13 protein-coding genes and 1 tRNA gene are annotated in these 16,421 nt (G+C 63.6%); 4 read left to right on the top strand and 10 right to left on the bottom strand.

What is annotated here, in order from left to right:
* Window positions 1–15 precede the first annotated feature (15 nt).
* The gene (locus tag BSY18_RS14060) at window positions 16–1,728 is read right to left on the bottom strand and encodes a class I adenylate-forming enzyme family protein (RefSeq protein ID WP_054135706.1); all 1,713 of its coding nucleotides are present in this window, start codon (window positions 1,726–1,728) and stop codon (window positions 16–18) included.
* A gap of 93 nt (window positions 1,729–1,821) precedes the next feature.
* On the opposite strand from BSY18_RS14060, the gene lgt reads away from it, so the two are divergent.
* On the top strand, window positions 1,822–2,700 hold the full coding sequence (gene lgt / locus BSY18_RS14055) for a prolipoprotein diacylglyceryl transferase (RefSeq protein ID WP_083231464.1): 879 nt from the start codon (window positions 1,822–1,824) through the stop codon (window positions 2,698–2,700).
* A gap of 4 nt (window positions 2,701–2,704) precedes the next feature.
* Window positions 2,705–3,781: a class I SAM-dependent methyltransferase gene (locus BSY18_RS14050; RefSeq protein ID WP_069050932.1), complete on the top strand. Its 1,077-nt coding sequence runs from the start codon at window positions 2,705–2,707 to the stop codon at window positions 3,779–3,781.
* Window positions 3,782–3,796: 15 nt separating this feature from the next.
* On the opposite strand, the gene BSY18_RS14045 is transcribed toward BSY18_RS14050, so the two are convergent.
* The 4 genes from BSY18_RS14045 to BSY18_RS21280 all read right to left on the bottom strand — a co-directional run bounded on the left by BSY18_RS14045 (window position 3,797) and on the right by BSY18_RS21280 (window position 5,484).
* Entirely contained in the window at window positions 3,797–4,564 is a 768-nt protein-coding gene (locus tag BSY18_RS14045) for an alpha/beta hydrolase (RefSeq protein WP_069050931.1), read from the bottom strand.
* 129 nt (window positions 4,565–4,693) lie between these two features.
* Window positions 4,694–4,885, bottom strand: a complete 192-nt coding sequence (locus BSY18_RS14040; RefSeq protein WP_054135703.1) for a helix-turn-helix transcriptional regulator — start codon at window positions 4,883–4,885, stop codon at window positions 4,694–4,696.
* On the bottom strand, window positions 4,885–5,304 hold the full coding sequence (locus tag BSY18_RS14035; protein ID WP_054135702.1) for a hypothetical protein: 420 nt from the start codon (window positions 5,302–5,304) through the stop codon (window positions 4,885–4,887). Before BSY18_RS14035 ends, BSY18_RS14040 begins: the two co-directional genes overlap by 1 nt.
* A gap of 3 nt (window positions 5,305–5,307) precedes the next feature.
* Window positions 5,308–5,484, bottom strand: a complete 177-nt coding sequence (locus BSY18_RS21280; protein ID WP_171900240.1) for a hypothetical protein — start codon at window positions 5,482–5,484, stop codon at window positions 5,308–5,310.
* Window positions 5,485–5,991: 507 nt separating this feature from the next.
* Between BSY18_RS21280 and thrS the strand changes: the two genes are divergently transcribed.
* Window positions 5,992–7,989, top strand: coding sequence for a threonine--tRNA ligase (thrS, locus tag BSY18_RS14030; RefSeq protein ID WP_069051920.1), 1,998 nt, complete (start codon window positions 5,992–5,994; stop codon window positions 7,987–7,989).
* 154 nt (window positions 7,990–8,143) lie between these two features.
* Here the strand turns inward: thrS and BSY18_RS14025 are convergent, their stop codons facing one another.
* The 5 genes from BSY18_RS14025 to BSY18_RS14005 form a co-directional block, all read right to left on the bottom strand.
* The gene (locus tag BSY18_RS14025) at window positions 8,144–11,446 is read right to left on the bottom strand and encodes a TonB-dependent receptor (RefSeq protein WP_069050930.1); all 3,303 of its coding nucleotides are present in this window, start codon (window positions 11,444–11,446) and stop codon (window positions 8,144–8,146) included.
* A gap of 460 nt (window positions 11,447–11,906) precedes the next feature.
* Window positions 11,907–13,181 (bottom strand): ATP-dependent Clp protease ATP-binding subunit ClpX, encoded by a 1,275-nt coding sequence (gene clpX / locus BSY18_RS14020; protein WP_017671687.1) that lies wholly within the window; start codon window positions 13,179–13,181, stop codon window positions 11,907–11,909.
* Window positions 13,182–13,346: 165 nt separating this feature from the next.
* Window positions 13,347–13,973 carry an ATP-dependent Clp endopeptidase proteolytic subunit ClpP gene (clpP, locus tag BSY18_RS14015; RefSeq protein WP_054135699.1) on the bottom strand — a complete coding sequence of 209 codons (627 nt, stop codon included), beginning with the start codon at window positions 13,971–13,973 and terminating at the stop codon, window positions 13,347–13,349.
* Window positions 13,974–14,265: 292 nt separating this feature from the next.
* Window positions 14,266–15,876: a trigger factor gene (gene tig, locus BSY18_RS14010; protein ID WP_069050929.1), complete on the bottom strand. Its 1,611-nt coding sequence runs from the start codon at window positions 15,874–15,876 to the stop codon at window positions 14,266–14,268.
* A gap of 67 nt (window positions 15,877–15,943) precedes the next feature.
* Window positions 15,944–16,028: transfer RNA gene (locus BSY18_RS14005), tRNA-Leu, on the bottom strand.
* A gap of 146 nt (window positions 16,029–16,174) precedes the next feature.
* Between BSY18_RS14005 and BSY18_RS14000 the strand changes: the two genes are divergently transcribed.
* Entirely contained in the window at window positions 16,175–16,366 is a 192-nt protein-coding gene (locus BSY18_RS14000; protein WP_054135697.1) for a hypothetical protein, read from the top strand.
* Window positions 16,367–16,421: the final 55 nt, after the last annotated feature.

The raw sequence follows: 16,421 nt of genomic DNA, 5'->3' as shown, positions 1-16,421 counted from the left end.
AGGGCGGAAATAGGGTCAGCTGCTGGCTCCTGCCTTGGCCATGGCCTGGTACGTCTTGCGCAGGCCGACCTTGTCGATCTTCGCCGTTCCCAATCTGGGGAGTGCATCGGCGGTTTGCCAGAGCTTGGCGGGAACCTTGAACGCGGCCAGCTGGCTCGAGAGGAACTCGGTCAGCTGCGCATCGGTCAGGCTCGCTCCATCGCGCACGACATAGACCGCGCCGACGATCTCGCCGAACCGCTCGTCGGGGATGCCGAACACGCTCGCCTCGGCGATGTCGGGATGGGCATAGATTGCTGCCTCAACCTCGACACAGCTGATGTTCTCGCCGCCGCGGATGATGATGTCCTTCTTGCGGTCGACGATGAACAGATAGCCGTCGGCATCCAGATAGCCCAGGTCCCCGGTGCGGAAATAGCCGTCGGGCATGATCGCGGCATTGGTCGCGGCCTGGTTGTCCCAATAGCCCAGGAAATTGGCGATCGAGCGGATCGAGACCTCACCGACCTCACCCGTGGGCAGCGGATGGCCGGTGTCGTCGAGGATCGCAAGATCGACCAGCGGGCGCGAGGCCTGGCCGGTGCTGTCGGGCTTGGCCATGTAGTTCTCGTTGAAGTTGCCGCAGCCGATGCCGTTGGTTTCGGTCAGGCCATAGCCCAGGATCGGGAAGGCCCAGTCCATCGTCTCCTTGATCCGCTTGACGTGCTCGACCGGACGCGGCGCGCCGCCTGCGGCAAAGGTGACGCAGCTCTTGAGGTTGTATTTGTCGCGGTTGGGGTGCTGCGCGATCTCGTAGCTCATCAGCGGCACGCCGACGAAATAGCTGATCTTCTCGCGCTCGATCAGCCGCATCGCTTCTTCGGCATCCCATTTGGGCATCAGGACCAGTTTGCGCCCGATGACGAAGCTCTGCAGCAGCACCGGCACCTCGGCGGTGACGTGGAACAGCGGCACGTTGAGCAGCGTGGCGGGCTGGCCTTCGGGAGGCTTGCCCTGGCGGGTGACGATGTTGAGCGCCATCAGCGTCTGCGCGACATAGCTGAAGGTTCCCTGGACCACGCCGCGATGGTCGGAAAAGGCGCCCTTGGACTGGCCGGTCGAGCCCGAGGTGAACAGGATGGTGGCAAGGTCATCGCCGGTCAGTTCGGGCAGTTCGGTCGATGCATCCCCGCCGGCCGCCAGCACCGATGCAAGGCCGGCTTCGGGCGGGCCGTCATGGCCGAAGACGACGACGCGGGCATCGCCGATATTGCCGCATTCGGTGATCCGCTTGGCGCAGCGGTCATCGGCGAGCACGAGCTTGCAGCCGACATCGGTGATCCCGGCACACAGCTCGGGCCCCTGCCACCAGCCGTTGAGCAGCGTCGCGACGCCGCCGGCCATCAAGATGCCCATATAGGCGATGATCCAGTTGGCCGAATTGCGCGCGGCAATGCCGACGCGGTCGCCCTTGGCGATGCCATGGCCCGCGATCAGCGCGGCGGCGACATGGCGCGCGGCGGCATAGCTCTGGCCGAAGGTCAGGCGGGTGTCGCCGTCGACCAGAAATTCGGTGTCGGCATGCTGCATGCAGAAATAGGCGAAGAAATGCGACAGCGCGGGCGGGGCCGACGCGATCATGGGCAGCTGCTGGCCGTACTTCTCGAAATGCGTCAAAGGCAGCATGCCGCCTTCGCCGGTCAGCGCCTGGATCGCCTCGTCCATCATCTGGTCCAGCTCGGTTGCCATCAAAATCTCTCCTCTTTCGCTTCAGGCCCACAGCCCTTATGGCGTTTTCTAACCTACTGGCCTTATGGACAGTAAAACCCGTGGGGAAAAGCCTTGATCCTGCCAATTTCAGCGCTTGCCGCCAACATTGCCGCTGCCGTAACGTCCGCTCCGATCCGCTTTGAGGAGCTGGGTCTCTCGCCGGTCGCGCTGAGCATCGGATCGTTCCAGCTCAAATGGTACAGCCTTGCCTATCTGTTCGGCATCCTGCTGGGCTATTGGTACATGGGCCGCATGCTCCGGCAGCCCGGCGCGCCGATGGCGCAGCGTCATGCCGATGACCTGATGCTCTATTCGACGCTGGGTATCATCCTGGGCGGGCGCCTGGGCTATGTCCTGTTCTACCGGCCCGATCTGTTCGAAACCCCGCTTGCGGTGTTCAAGGTGTGGGAGGGCGGCATGTCGTTCCACGGCGGACTGATCGGGGTGCTGGTCGCGATCGGTTATCTCGTCTGGCGCAACGGCCTGAGCTATCTGCGCGTCGGCGATTATGTCGCTTGCGTGGTGCCGTTCGGGCTGCTGTTCGGCAGGCTCGCCAATTTCGTCAACGCAGAGCTCTGGGGCCGCCCTACCGATGTGCCCTGGGCGGTGATCTTCCCCACCGATCCGTCAGGCCTGCCGCGCCACCCCAGCCAGCTCTACGAGGCCGGGCTCGAAGGCGCGCTGCTGGCGATCATCCTGGCGGTGCTGTTCTGGAAGACCGATGTGCGCCATCGCCCCGGCTTCCTGGGCGGCGTGTTCCTGGCAGGCTATGGCGCCAGCCGCTTCATCGTCGAGTATTTCCGCAATCCCGATGCGCATCTGATCGAATTTGCCGAGCGCACGGGCATGAGCATGGGCCAGTGGCTCACCGTGCCGATGATCCTTATCGGCCTGTATCTGATGATCAGCTCGCGCAACCGCGTCGCCAAGCCGCTGCCCGTTACGGCGTGACGACGTGGACGCGCGAGAGGACATCGGCCCTGAAGACACCGGTCTTGAGGCGACCTTCCGGCGGCTGATCGGCGCGACCGGGCCGATCAGCGTCGCGCACTACATGGCCGAGGCCAACGCGCATTACTACAACCGCGCCGATCCGCTGGGCAGCGCGGGCGATTTCATCACCGCGCCCGAGATCAGCCAGATGTTCGGCGAGATGATCGGACTGTGGCTCGCCGACCAGTGGCAGCGCGCGGGCAAGCCTGCGCTGTGCCATTATGTCGAATTCGGCCCCGGTCGCGGCACGCTGGCAAGCGATGCGCTGCGCGTGGCCGAACGCTTCGGTTTCCGCCCGGCGGTGCATCTGATCGAGGGCAGCAGCCGGTTGCGCCAGGCGCAGCAGACTTTGATCCCGCAGGCGACCTGGCACGACGGGTTGGACAGCGTGCCGCGCGAAGGGCCGCTGCTGATCGTCGCCAACGAATTTCTCGATGCGCTTCCGGTCCGCCAGATCGTCCGCGCCGAGCAGGGCTGGCGCGAGCGTGTGGTGCTGCACAATGGCGAGCGGTTCCTGCCCGTGGCGGGTGCGCGGCCGATGGACACCGCGGTCCCTGCCGCGCTTGCCGACAGCCCGTTGGGGACGATCCTGGAAACTTGCCCGGCGGCCAGCGGCATGGCCTATGAGATCGCGGTGCGGCTGAAGGCGCAGAGCGGCACCGCGCTGTTCATCGATTACGGATACAGCACGCCGCAGACCGGCAGCACGCTGCAGGCGGTGCGCGCGCACCAGAAGGTCGATCCGTTTGCCGATCCGGGCCTCGCCGATCTCACCGCTCTGGTCGATTTCGCGCAACTTAAGCAGATCGCGCTGGCGGGCGATGTCGATTGCCTGGGGCCGGTTGGGCAGGGCGACTGGCTGATGGCGCTGGGCATCGGCGAGCGCGCAGCGACGCTGGCCCGCACCCAGCCATCGCAGGCGCAGGCTTTGATGGATGCGCTCGACCGGCTGGTCTCGCCCGACCAGATGGGCGCGCTGTTCAAGGTGCTGGCCTATCGCGGCCCCGGCTGGCCGCAGGGCGAAGGGTTTGCCGGATAAGGCCCTGCCAGTGGCTCAGCCCGCAAGGCTGCCCAGCAGATTGCCCACGGTCTGGATCAGCAGCGCAATGTCGCCATCGCGCGACAGCCGGTGGTCGCCGTCCTTGATCAGCAACAGCTGCACGTCCTGGCTGCGCAATTGCTTCTGCGTTTCCAGCGCATATTGCCACGGCACATCGGGGTCGTTCTGCCCCTGGATCAGCCGCACCGGGCAATCGATGGCGATTTCGCCGATCAGCACCCGGTTGCCTTCGCCCGACTGCCAGAAGGTGCGCGTGGTCAGCATCGGCTCGGGGCCATATTCGCTGGGTTTTTCAAGCCGTCCCTCGGTGAGGATGGTCATCTTGTCTTCCTGGCTGAACCCCCACATGGTGAAATCGGGCGCCGCAGCGATGCCGACGATCCCTGCCACCCGCGCCGGCCGTGCCAGCGCGACCAGCAGCGCCAGCCAGCCGCCCATCGAGGAGCCGATCAGCACCACCGGGCCGCTGACCACGGTGTCGATCAGCGCCAGCACATCATCGCGCCAGTCGGCCAGCGACTGGCTCTCGAAGTCCCCGCCGCTCGATCCGCATCCGGCATAATCGAAACGCAGCATCGCCAGCCCCTCGGCCTGCGCCCAGCCATCGAGCGCGAGCGCCTTGGTGCCGGTCATGTCGCTGGCATAGCCGGGCAGGAACACCAAAGTCGGCAGCGCGGCTTTGTCAGGCGCGGCGCGGCGGTGGTGATAAACGAGCCGCGGGCGTTCGCCGCGGTCGAGGAAGCTGGTGCTGGGATGGTTCATGCCGCCGCCTTAACCGACCCGACCGGGAGAGGCCAGAGGGGTGTCTGGCACCTGCCTCTCCCCTCCCGCAGGCAGGAGGGGAGAGGCGTGGGCCCACAGATCTCGCGCGAGGGCTATAACTGGCGCCCCTCAATCGCGCAGGAAGATCGCCTCGATCGGCAGCTCGAACAGGTCGGCGATGCGGAAGGCCAGCGGCAGCGAGGGGTCGTATTTGCCGGTCTCGATCGCGTTGATGCTCTGACGCGAGATCGCAAGTGCGTCGGCAAGGTCGCCCTGGGTCCAGTCACGCTCGGCGCGCAGCACTTTCAGCCGGTTCTTCATCAGCAGGGCCCCGGATCGCCAAAGCCGAAGCGATTGACCAGCTGGCCCAGTGCCAGCCCGATGCACCAGATCGGGAAGACGAAGAACACCCCCAGCTTGGGCACCTCGGGCGAATAGAGTTCGAGCACACCCCACACGCTGGTGATGGCGAGCGTGGCGCCGGTGGCGACGAGGAACTTGCGCACCTCGAGCATCCGCAGATATTCGTCGTCGAGCTCGATCAGCAGCCGCCCCATCGCCCACAGCCAGCCCAGCGCAGCCATCCCGGGAAGCAGCGCCAGCCCGATGGTCAGCGCGCTCGCCGGGGCGTTGTCGGGCACCAGCGCGGTGGCGAGCGCAATGGCGGCGATATAGGCAATCGTGATCGGGATGATGCGCTTCATGTAGCGGCGCATCGCCGGATGATCGTTGGCGCGCATCGGTCAGGCGGCCTTGCGCCGCACGCAGCGGCCCCTGGCGTTGATCGAGATCACCGCGAGGATCGGCAGCGTGGTGAACAGCGCCTGCGCCGTGCCGTCGGTGATCACGTCAAAGGTGTTCAGCACCGCCAGCCCCATCATGGCAAGCGCCCAGCACAGCGCATGGAAATAAGCATTCATGGTCAAGCTCCCTTGATTCGATGTAAAGGAGCATTGTCTTTTTACAGGGCGAATGTCAAGTATCCTTGATAAAAGGTTTGGGGAGCTTGTCGTGCAACTGCTCTCCCCTCCCGCTTGCGGGAGGGGCAGGCCCGGCTTTCCGGGCCGGGGTGGGCCTGGAATTCGCTGCGGGTCACGCCCACCCCGGCTTCGCCTGCGGCTCAGCCACCCCTCTCGCATGCGGGAGGGGAAAGGGATCGCACCCGCCCTAGTGACTCGCCTGCCAATCCCCGCTATACCCCGCCCATGGCGAGCATCCGCACAACCCTTGCGACTACCACCACTCCGGGCAACCGGGGGCGGTTCGTCGCGGGCTGATTGCTGCGACGTTCCAGCCGCCCGGTGCGGGTGGCTCTGGCGTCGGCTCCTCGCACTTCCTTTTCATCCCAGGCGCTGAAACTTGGCCCCTTTTGGGCTGCGCCGGATTGTGCCATGGCGCAGGAACAAGCGACAGGAAAGACACGCAATATGTCCGAGCTTCTGAAGATCAGCCTGCCCGATGGTTCGGTGCGCGAGATGCCGCAAGGGTCGACTCCGGCGGATGTCGCGGCCGCGATCGGCCCCGGCCTTGCCAAGGCGGCAATCGCCGCGCGGGTCGATGGCGAGCTGCGCGATATCATGCGGCCGTTCGAGGGCGATGCGCAGCTGGCGCTGGTTACCGCGCGCGACGAGGCCGATGCGCTGGAGCTGGCGCGGCACGATTTCGCGCATATCCTGGCCGAAGCGGTGCAGAGCCTGTTCCCGGGAACGCAGATCACCTTCGGCCCTTCGACCGACGATGGCTTCTATTACGACTTTGCGCCAAAGGAACGCCCGTTCACCGACGAGGACCTGCCGGTGATTGAAGCGGAGATGCGCCGCATCATCGCCGCCAACAAGCCGCTGCGCCGCGAAGTATGGGAGCGCGACGCGCTGATCGCGCGCTGGACCGAGCAGGGCGAGACCTTCAAGGCCGAATGGGCCGCCGAATTGCCGCAGGGCGACGAGATCACCGTCTACTGGTCGGGCGACGAGTGGATGGACATGTGTCGCGGGCCGCATCTCGCCTCGACCGGCAGGCTCGATCCGGCAGCGTTCAAGCTGACGCGCGTGTCGGGGGCTTACTGGCGCGGCGACCAGCGCAACCCGCAACTCTCGCGCATCTATGGCACCGGCTGGCTCAACAAGAAGCAGCTCGATGCGCATCTGGTCCGGCTGGAAGAGGCCGCCAAGCGCGACCACCGCAAGATCGGCGCGGAGATGGACCTGTTCCATCTGCAGGCCGAGGCGCACGGCAGCGTGTTCTGGCACCCGCGCGGCTTCGTGATCTACCGGGCGCTCGAAGCGTATATGCGCCGCCGTCTCGATGCCGCGGGCTATCTCGAGGTCAAGACACCGCAGGTGATGGATGCGCGCCAGTGGGAGCAGTCCGGGCACTGGGGCAAATATCGCGAGAACATGTTCGTCATCCCCGACGAGGTGCCCAACACCGAGGACGAAGGCCCGGTGGTGTCGAATGATGCTGCCTGGATGGCGCTGAAGCCGATGAACTGCCCCGCGCACGTGCTGATCTTCCGCCAGGGCATCAAGAGCTATCGCGACCTGCCGCTCAGGCTCGCCGAGATGGGCTGCTGCCACCGCAATGAGCCGCACGGCGCCCTGCACGGGCTGATGCGGGTGCGCCAGTTCACGCAGGACGACGCGCACATCTTCTGCCGTGAGGACCAGCTGGTCCAGGAGATCAGCCAGTTCTGCGACCTGCTCGATGTCGTCTACAAGGACCTGGGCTTTGGCGATTACGCCATCAAGCTCGCGCTGCGCCCCGAAAAGCGCTTCGGCACCGACGAAATGTGGGACTGGTCGGAGCAGTCGATGCGCGATGCGGTCGCCGCCACGGGCCGCAACACGGAAGATTGGGGCTGGGAAGAGCTTCCGGGCGAAGGCGCCTTCTACGCGCCCAAGCTGGAGTTTCATCTCACCGATGCGATCGGCCGTACCTGGCAGGTCGGCACGATCCAGACTGATACCGTGCTGCCCGAGCGGCTCGATGCCAGCTACATCGCCGAGGATGGCAACCGCCACCGCCCGATCATGCTGCACCGGGCGATCCTGGGCAGCTACGAGCGTTTCATCGGCATCCTGATCGAGCATTATGCGGGCAAGTTCCCGCTATGGCTCGCGCCGGTGCAGGCGGTGGTCGCGACGATCGTTTCGGACGCCGACGATTACGCGCGCGAGGTGGTCGCAGCGCTGCAGGCGGCGGGAATCCGCGTCGAGGAGGATCTGCGCAACGAGAAGATCAACTACAAGGTGCGCGAGCATTCGGTCGGACGCGTCCCCAACATCCTGGTGGTCGGCAAGCAGGAGGCCGAACAGCGCACCGTTGCATTGCGCCGCCTGGGGCAGCAGCAGCAGCAGTTCCTCAGCCTCGACGAGGTCGTCGCTATGCTCAAGGACGAAGCGCTTCCGCCCGATCTGAAGGGCTGAGCCCAACCGTTCGCCAATCAAAAAGCCCCCTGTTCCACAGACGGAACAGGGGGCTTTTTCGTGTCCGTAACGCTCGAGACATGGCCTAAGAAAAAGGGCGCGATGGTCGAAACCACCGCGCCCCGATCCTCTCCCATGAAGGGAATAGGCTAGATCAGAAGGTGATGCGTGCGCCGAAGCGAACCGACCACAGCGAACCGTTGAAGTTCACCGCTTCGGCCGGACGCTGGAACGTGGTGCCGGTGCGGTTGGCATACACATACTGAGTGCAGGCCGGGGTTGCGCAGGTCACGTTCACCAGCGTGCCGTAATAGGGGAAGCCAACCTGACGGATGGTGCCCCAATCGGAGTCGAGCAGGTTGAGGACGTTTTCGACGTCCGCCAGCAGCTCGAGCTTGGTACCCAGCACGAACGGAACTTCCTGACGCAGCGACAGGTCGAGCTTGTTGTAGCGGGGGCTCTTGCCGATGTTCTTCGGTGCGATGCGGCCCTGATACTTGTTCAGCTCGGAACCCTGGACGAAGCGCTGGAAGCCGGCAAAGTCGAAGCCAGCCGCATAGCTGACCAGCGGGTCGGCCGTCGCCGAGGCGACATTGGGCACATACATGGTGTAGCGGTTGTTGGTGCCGGTGGTACCGAAGACCGCCGAACGGTTGTTGCCCGATGCCTGGTCGGCAAAGGTGTAGCTGTAGCGCTGGCCCGAGAGCGAGTTGAAGAACAGCTCGAACCGGGTGGTGTTGTCGCCGAACAGCTTTGCGTCATATCCGGCCACCAGACGGAAGGCATCGTCACGCTGGTAGTTGGAGATGCCATAAGCCGAGAAGTTCGGATCTTCTGCCGCCGAGTTGGTGTAGTTCGAGAACGCCACCGACGAGGTGCCCGGGTTGAGATCCTTGGCACGCTGGTAGGTATAGGCACCGCCCAGACGCAGGCCGTTGTCCCAGCGCTTGTCGAACCGGGCCACGATGTTCCAGCTGTAACCCTGATCACGGTTGGTCATCAGGATGTCGGTGTTGGTGGTCGCGCCCTGGCCGGGCAGCACGCTGTAGCGCGGACGGCCGTCGGGCAGAACGCCGGTCGCGACCGAGCGCAGGTCGGTCCATTCCAGACCGTCCTTCACCTTCGAATAGACCACATCGACGCCGAAGTTCCAGTTGTCGCCCAGGAAGCCGAGATCGGCGTTATAGTCGATGGTTCCCGAAACGCGCCACTGCGAGGGCACCTTGAAGTTCGGGTCGAGCGCGTTGGTCGGTGCCTGTGCGGTGCCGGTGGTGCGGATCGCATCGATCAGTGCCTGCGGGATGCCGGTGCCGCCCGAGACGTTGTTCAGCGTGGCAGCGCCGATGGCCTGCACCTGCGCGGCGGTCAGGCCGGTGATGCCTGCGATCGCGAAGGTATCAGGTGCACCGTTGAGGCCCTGCACACGGCGAACCTGCGCGCGGCCCAGCGTCGGACCGGGGTTCGAATAGCTGTTCGAAATCCACACGTTGGGGTTGCCGCCACCGAACAGACCTGCCGAACCACGGATGGTCAGACGATCGGTCGGCTTCCAGTTCAGGCCGAAGCGCGGCTGGAACAGCTGGCGACCGTTGAGGGTCTGCGCGTTGGTGAAGCCGAAGCGGTTGAAGAAGTCGTTGTTGACGAAAGGGCGATCCGGCGTGTCGAACAGGTCCCAGCGGAAACCGGCGGTCACGACCAGAGTGTCGGTGACATCAACGGTGTCCTGCAGACCGAAGGTCCAGCTGTTGTTCTCGAACTCGGCGGTGACGGTGTCGATGCCGCCGCGCAGCGGAACGGCAAAGTCGAGCTCGCTGGCGCGACGGTTCTGAAGCCCTGCAATCGAGTCGAAGTAGAAGGCGCCCGAGACGCGCTGTGCAAACAGGTTGCGGATGTCCTGCGTGCGGCGCTCGGCGATCAGCTTCAGCGTGTGGTTGTTGAGCTGCAGCGTGGCCTGGAACTCGATGTTCAGCGACTGAGCATCCAGTTCGTTGGCCTGGCGGCTGACGTCCGGACCAAAGGTCAGCTGGCGCTGGCCTGCAGAACAGGCAAGGGCTGCCTGGGCAGCGGTCTGACCGGTGATCGGAGCAGGCGAGACCGGGTCAAGGCAGGTGCGGAACTCACCGAATGCATTGGCGCCGAAGGGCTGCTGCAGACGGACATAGTCGGCGTAGGACGCACGCAGCTGGGTCGAGAAGTTGTCGGTCCACTGGTCGTTGAACTGGACGATGCCGAAGTGGTTGGTGGCGCCCTGGTTGTAGTTGTTCGAGAGCAAGGCGAAATTCGGGTTGGTCGCCGCCAGTGCACCGATGCCGGTCTGGCCAGCGGTCACGTTGCCCTTGTTGTAGATGTAGGTGAAGGTCGCGCGGTGACCGTCGGCGATGTTCCAGTCCACCTTGGCGACGAACTTGTCGTCCTTTTCCGGAATGTTTCCGGCGACGCCCTGGGTGTCGAAATTGTAGACGCTCTGCGCGATCGACGAGATGTTGCTGATCTGCGCATCGGTAATGCCCAGAGCTGCCGGTTCGAGGGGTGCGGGCACCACGTCACGCAGCCGCTCATAGGTCAGCGAGAAGAACAGCTTGTCCTTGATGAGCGGGCCGGTGAGCTGCGCGGTGTAGATCTTCGATTCATAGGCACCAGCACGACGCAGGCCGCGGGCGGTGTCGCCACGCAGGCTGTCATCGGCATAATAGAAGCCGGCAAGGCCCGTGAAGCGGTTCGAACCCGACTTGAGCTGCGCGTTGATCGCGCCGCCCTGGAAGAAGCCCTGCTGGATGTCGACAGGCGCGACTTCGACCGAGAATTCGCCGATCGCATCGAGCGGAACCGGACCGCGGGTCGACACCAGGCCGCCGGCTTCCAGACCGAAAGGATCGCCGAACGCGACGCCGTCGACGGTGAAGCGGTTGAAGCGGTTGTTCTGTCCCGCGATCGAGATCGCGCCGCCGTTGGTGGGATCGAGGTTCACGCGCGGATCGCGTGCGGCCAGGTTGCGGATGTCGCGGTTGACGTTCGAAACGCCTGCGATGTCACGCGCGGTCAGCACGGTGCCTGCGCCCGATTCCAGCGAGGTGGATGCGGCGATCGACGATGCGGTCACGACGATGACGGCCTGCGACTGCAGTTCGATCGGCAGACGGAAGGGCTGGCCTGCCTGCAGGAAGATGTCGGTGACCGACGACTGTTCAAAGCCCGGCGCGTTCACTTCGATGGTGAAGGGACCGCCGAGACGCAGGCCGGATGCGCTGAACGTGCCCGACGAATCGGTGACGGTCGAAGCCACGGTGCCCGAAGGGGTGTGGATGACGCGGACTTCAGCGCCGACCAGCGGCTGGCCGTCGCCGGTGACGGAACCACGGATAGACGAAGTCGTTTCCTGAGCATGCGCAGGGGCCGCCATGACGGTGGCCAGCGAGAGCGCCGCAGCGCTCGCTGCGAGATAATAGCGAATTTGCATGTGTCTTTTCCCCGTTTCTTGCCGCCCGGTGGACACTGGCGGCTATGAAAGCGCTCTCACAATCAAGAGATGAGCGGCGCACTAGTCGGCGCTAAGGACATAAAAGCGAAAACAATGTGAAGGATATGTGACAGTTTTAAGTCACGATATGACAGTGGCTCGACGCCCGCTTTTCCCTGACAATATATCGTTATAAATCAGGACTTTGAATAATCATCAGGCACCCTGCAGGCCAATCGGGCTTGGGACCCTTGTTGACGCTTCAGGACGTTTTGTTCGCAACTGCGGCATAAATGACACGCCTCTGCGCGGCAAAATGGCGATGTTTGCGACATGGCCGCGCATGCTGCACTTGCGAACGCCTCGACTCGCGCCCGGCGATGCAAAAAGGGCGCGGAGGTCAGCCCCCGCGCCCTTTTCAATCAGTCCGGAATCGCCGCGGCAAGCAGCGATCGATCGATCAGGCGGCGTCGCCCGCCTCGATCTTGTCCTTGGCGGCAAACACCTGGATCGGGTCCTTGCGGCCCTCGACCACATCCTTGTCGACCACGATCTCGGCAACGCCCTTCATGCCGGGAAGCTCGAACATGGTATCGAGCAGCATCGCCTCGACGATCGAGCGCAGGCCGCGTGCGCCGGTCTTGCGTTCGATCGCCTTCTTGGCGATCGCCTCGAGCGCGTCCTCGGTGAAGCTCAGCTCCACGTCCTCGAGCTCGAACAGCTTCTGATACTGCTTGATCAGCGCGTTCTTGGGCTCCTTGAGGATCTGCACCAGCGCGGTGATATCCAGGTCTTCCAGGGTCGCGATGACCGGCAGGCGACCGACGAATTCGGGGATCAGGCCGAACTTGAGCAGATCCTCAGGCTCGGTCTTGGTGAGCATCTCTCCGGTCTTGCGTTCCTCGGGCGAGGCGACATGCGCGCCGAACCCGATCGACTTGCCCTGCAGACGATCACCGATGATCTTTTCCAGACCCGCAAACGCCCCGCCGCAGATGAACAGGATGTTGGTGGTGTCGACCTGCAGGAACTCCTGCTGCGGATGCTTGCGCCCGCCCTGCGGCGGAACGCTGGCGGTGGTGCCTTCCATCAGCTTGAGCAAAGCCTGCTGCACACCTTCGCCAGAGACATCGCGGGTGATCGAGGGGTTTTCGGCCTTGCGGCTGATCTTGTCGATCTCGTCGATATAGACGATCCCGCGCTGCGCCTTCTCGACGTTGTAGTCGGAGGCCTGGAGCAGCTTGAGGATGATGTTCTCGACATCCTCGCCGACATAACCCGCCTCGGTCAGCGTGGTAGCATCGGCCATGGTGAAGGGCACGTCGAAGGTCTTGGCCAGCGTCTGCGCGAGCAGCGTCTTGCCGCAGCCGGTGGGGCCGACGAGCAGGATGTTCGACTTGGCAAGTTCAACCTCGCCCGAGCCCTTGCCCGAGTGGTTGAGCCTTTTGTAGTGGTTGTGCACCGCGACCGACAGCACCCGCTTGGCGCGGTTCTGGCCGATGACGTAATCGTTCAGCACGTCGCAGATTTCCTGCGGGGTAGGTACGCCGCCATCCTTCTTGCCAGCCAGGCCAGCCTTGGATTCCTCGCGGATGATGTCGTTGCACAGCTCGACGCACTCATCGCAGATGAACACGGTGGGCCCGGCAATCAGCTTGCGCACTTCATGCTGCGATTTTCCGCAGAAAGAGCAGTACAGGGTGCTCTTCGAATCGGAACCGCTCAGCTTGGTCATAGCTCTTCCTTCTGTTCCGGCGCTTGGGTGCCCGGAACGTGACGTTTCAGCCTAATGCCAAAAACGCAGAATTCAACACGCAACACCGATCATGCCGATCGGTGTCGCGCCTGAACCTGCAGCAGCACAGGCAACGGGGCATCCTGATATAGGATGCAAAACCTGTTAATTCCCTGAATCTTCAGAGGGCGAAGGGCGCTTTTCCATCACATGATCGACCAGGCCGAATTCCTTGGCCTCGTGCGCTTCCAGGAAGGTGTCGCGATCCATCGCCTTTTCGATGGTCGCAAGGTCCTTGCCGGTGAACTGCACGTAAAGGTCGTTCATGCGCTTGCGAATGCGCAGGATCTCGCGCGCCTGGATCTCGATGTCCGATGCCATGCCGCGCGCGCCGCCCGAAGGCTGGTGCACCATGATCCGGGCGTTCGACAGCGCGGTGCGCATGCCGGGTTCGCCTGCAGCGAGCAGGAAGCTGCCCATCGATGCGGCCTGGCCGATGCACACGGTCGCCACGCGAGGGCGGATGTACTGCATGGTGTCATAGATCGCCATGCCGGCGGTGACCACGCCACCGGGCGAGTTGATGTACATCGAGATATCCTTCTTGGGATTCTCCGATTCGAGGAACAGCAGCTGCGCCACGATCAGCGAGGCCATGTTGTCCTCGACCTCGCCGGTGACGAACACGATACGCTCACGCAGCAGCCGCGAGAAAATGTCAAAGCTGCGCTCTCCGCGGTTCGACTGCTCGATGACAATCGGAACCAAAGCATCGCGGACGGTATCGTACATAAACGGGCCTTCTTTCTGCTCTTGTATATCAGCCGTCTAAATCGGCCTGTTTGCCCAAGAGTTCAAGCCCCGATGGCGGCGCCGCGCTGATTTGACAGCAGGCTTGCCTTCTCCCTTGATGGGAGAAGGATACGAAGCCTTGCCGAGCGAAGCGCGGCTAGGCGCAGTTGGATGAGGGTGATGGGAAGCGCCAGCGTCGCTGACACCCTCACCCAGCTTCGACTAGGCAGCGAGCTGCCAAGTCTGCGCAACCCTCTCCCATCAAGGGAGAGGGTCAGGCAATGCGTGATGGTCAGGCCTTTTTGGCGGCAGCCTTTTTCGGAGCGGCCTTCTTTGCAGCAGGCTTGGCGTCTGCAACTTCTGCGGCAGGCTCTTCAGCCTTTGCAGCAGCCTTTTTGGCAGGCGCCTTTTTCGCGGGCTTTTCAGCAGCTTCAGGAGCAGCTTCGGCTTCGGGCTGTGCAGCGGGTTCGGCGTCCTTCTTGGCCGCCTTCTTCGGAGCAGCCTTCTTGGCCTTGGGCTTTTCGTCATGGCCATGGTCGTGACCGCAATCGGGCCCATGGACGTGACCGCCGTCTTCCTCGGCTTCGATCGCGGCTTCCAGTTCCTCGCGAGTCACCTTGCGCTCGGTGATCGTCGCCTTGTCGAACAGGAAGTCGACGACCTTGTCCTCATACAGCGGGGCGCGCAGCTGGGCTGCGGCCATCGGCGTCTGCTGAATGTATTCGGCAAAGCGCTGGCGGTCTTCCTGGCGATACTGCTGCGCGGCCTGTGCTACCAGCATGCTCATTTCCTGCTGCGAGACTTCCACGCCATTGGCCTGGCCGATCTCGGAGAGCAGCAGGCCCAGACGCACGCGGCGCACCGCGATCGAGCGATACTCCTCGCGGTCCTTTTCCATCTCGGCGCGCGCGGCCTCGACGTCTTCTTCCTGCGATGCTTCCTGTTCCAGCTGCGCCCAGATCTGCTCGAACTCGGCTTCCACCATCGAGGGCGGGACTTCGAAATCATGGGTTTCGGCGAGCTGGTCGAGCAGGCGACGCTTCATGTGGGTGCGGGTCAGGCCGCCCAGTTCCTGCTCAAGCTGGCCCTTGATCAGGCCGGTGAGCTGCTCGAGGCTCTCGAGACCAAGCGACTTGGCGAAATCGTCGTCCAGCTTGGTGTCGCCAGGCTTCTTCACTTCGCCCACGACGATGTCGAAGGTCGCGGCCTTGCCGGCCAGATCCTTGGCGCCGTATTCGGCGGGGAAGGTCACGTTGATGACGGCTTCGTCATTGGCCTTGAGGCCGACGAGCTGGTCTTCGAAGCCGGGGATGAGCTGACCCGAACCGATGACGACGGCCATGCCTTCGCCTTTGCCGCCTTCGAACGGAACGCCATCGACCTTGCCTTCAAAGTCGATGATCACCTGGTCGCCGTCCTTGGCCTTGTAGCTCTTGGCGGCGGTCTCGTAGCTCTTCTGGCCATCGGCGATGCGCTGCAGCGCTTCGGTCACCGCGGCATCGCCGGGCTCGACGGTCAGCCGCTCCAGCGTGATCGAATCGATCGAGGGTGCAGGCACCTGCGGCAAGACTTCAAGCGACAGCTTGATTTCGGCGTCCTTGCCTGCGGCATAATCCTCGGCCAGATCGACCGAAGGCTGGATGGCGGGACGCAGGTTGTTCTCGCGAATCGCCTTGTCGACGCTTTCCTGGATGGTCGAGTTCAGCGCATCGGCATGAATCGACTCGCCATGCATCTTGCGAATCAGATTCGCAGGCACCTTGCCGGGGCGGAAGCCGGGCATCCGCACCTGCGGGGCAATCTTTTTCACTTCTGCATCCACCCGTGCTTCCAGATCCTTGGCAGCGATGGTGATGGTATAGGCCCGCTTGAGGCCTTCGTTCAGCGTCTCGACAATCTGCATCGGCTTAAACTCTTGTCTTTCCATGTTTTGAAAGGGTGATTGCTCCCTTTCCCGGCCATCAGGACGATGGTGCGGGCGAAGGGACTTGAACCCCCACATCTTTCGATACCAGAACCTAAATCTGGCGCGTCTACCAGTTTCGCCACGCCCGCGTCGCGGTAATCAAGCGCGTGCGTCTAAAGAAGGTTGCCACAAAGGGCAAGGGGGGCAAATCTGGGGTTTTCATGGCGACAGGTGCCACGATGGCGCAACCGGGTGACCGGGCAGGCGTAGATATGACACCGAAAGGAACCTCATCATGGCTACACGTCCCGAAGATCCTGCAATTCCCCCGCCTGACCGTATCGATCCGCAAACCCCCAGCGAGTTGCCCGTCAACGACCCGCCGATGGAAGATCCGGTTCGAGAGCCGCCCGAGATGGACCCCGTCCAGCCCGATGTGATCGAGCCGGGCCGCGGCCCCGACGAAATGCCCGGTCAGCTGTCCTGATCGACAATCCGCCCGCAACACGGGCCTGAACACCAAAACGCCCCGGCGGGATCAT

The organism is Blastomonas sp. RAC04 (assembly GCF_001713435.1).
Taxonomy (GTDB): Bacteria; Pseudomonadota; Alphaproteobacteria; order Sphingomonadales; family Sphingomonadaceae; genus Blastomonas; species Blastomonas fulva.
The sequence above is the reverse complement of the archived record's forward strand: the minus strand, read 5'-3'. Positions and strand labels throughout refer to the sequence as shown.

Excerpts from the sequence above, each read along its gene's own strand:
- BSY18_RS14060 (WP_054135706.1), bottom strand. The coding sequence starts at position 1,728 with ATGGCAACCGAGCTGGACCAGATGATGGACGAGGCGATCCAGGCGCTG.
- BSY18_RS14045 (WP_069050931.1), bottom strand. The coding sequence starts at position 4,564 with ATGAACCATCCCAGCACCAGCTTCCTCGACCGCGGCGAACGCCCGCGG.
- BSY18_RS14040 (WP_054135703.1), bottom strand. The coding sequence starts at position 4,885 with ATGAAGAACCGGCTGAAAGTGCTGCGCGCCGAGCGTGACTGGACCCAG.
- BSY18_RS14035 (WP_054135702.1), bottom strand. The coding sequence starts at position 5,304 with ATGCGCGCCAACGATCATCCGGCGATGCGCCGCTACATGAAGCGCATC.
- BSY18_RS21280 (WP_171900240.1), bottom strand. The coding sequence starts at position 5,484 with ATGAATGCTTATTTCCATGCGCTGTGCTGGGCGCTTGCCATGATGGGG.
- thrS (WP_069051920.1), top strand. The coding sequence starts at position 5,992 with ATGTCCGAGCTTCTGAAGATCAGCCTGCCCGATGGTTCGGTGCGCGAG.
- BSY18_RS14025 (WP_069050930.1), bottom strand. The coding sequence starts at position 11,446 with ATGCAAATTCGCTATTATCTCGCAGCGAGCGCTGCGGCGCTCTCGCTG.
- clpX (WP_017671687.1), bottom strand. The coding sequence starts at position 13,181 with ATGACCAAGCTGAGCGGTTCCGATTCGAAGAGCACCCTGTACTGCTCT.
- clpP (WP_054135699.1), bottom strand. The coding sequence starts at position 13,973 with ATGTACGATACCGTCCGCGATGCTTTGGTTCCGATTGTCATCGAGCAG.
- tig (WP_069050929.1), bottom strand. The coding sequence starts at position 15,876 with ATGCAGATTGTCGAGACGCTGAACGAAGGCCTCAAGCGGGCCTATACC.
- BSY18_RS14000 (WP_054135697.1), top strand. The coding sequence starts at position 16,175 with ATGGCTACACGTCCCGAAGATCCTGCAATTCCCCCGCCTGACCGTATC.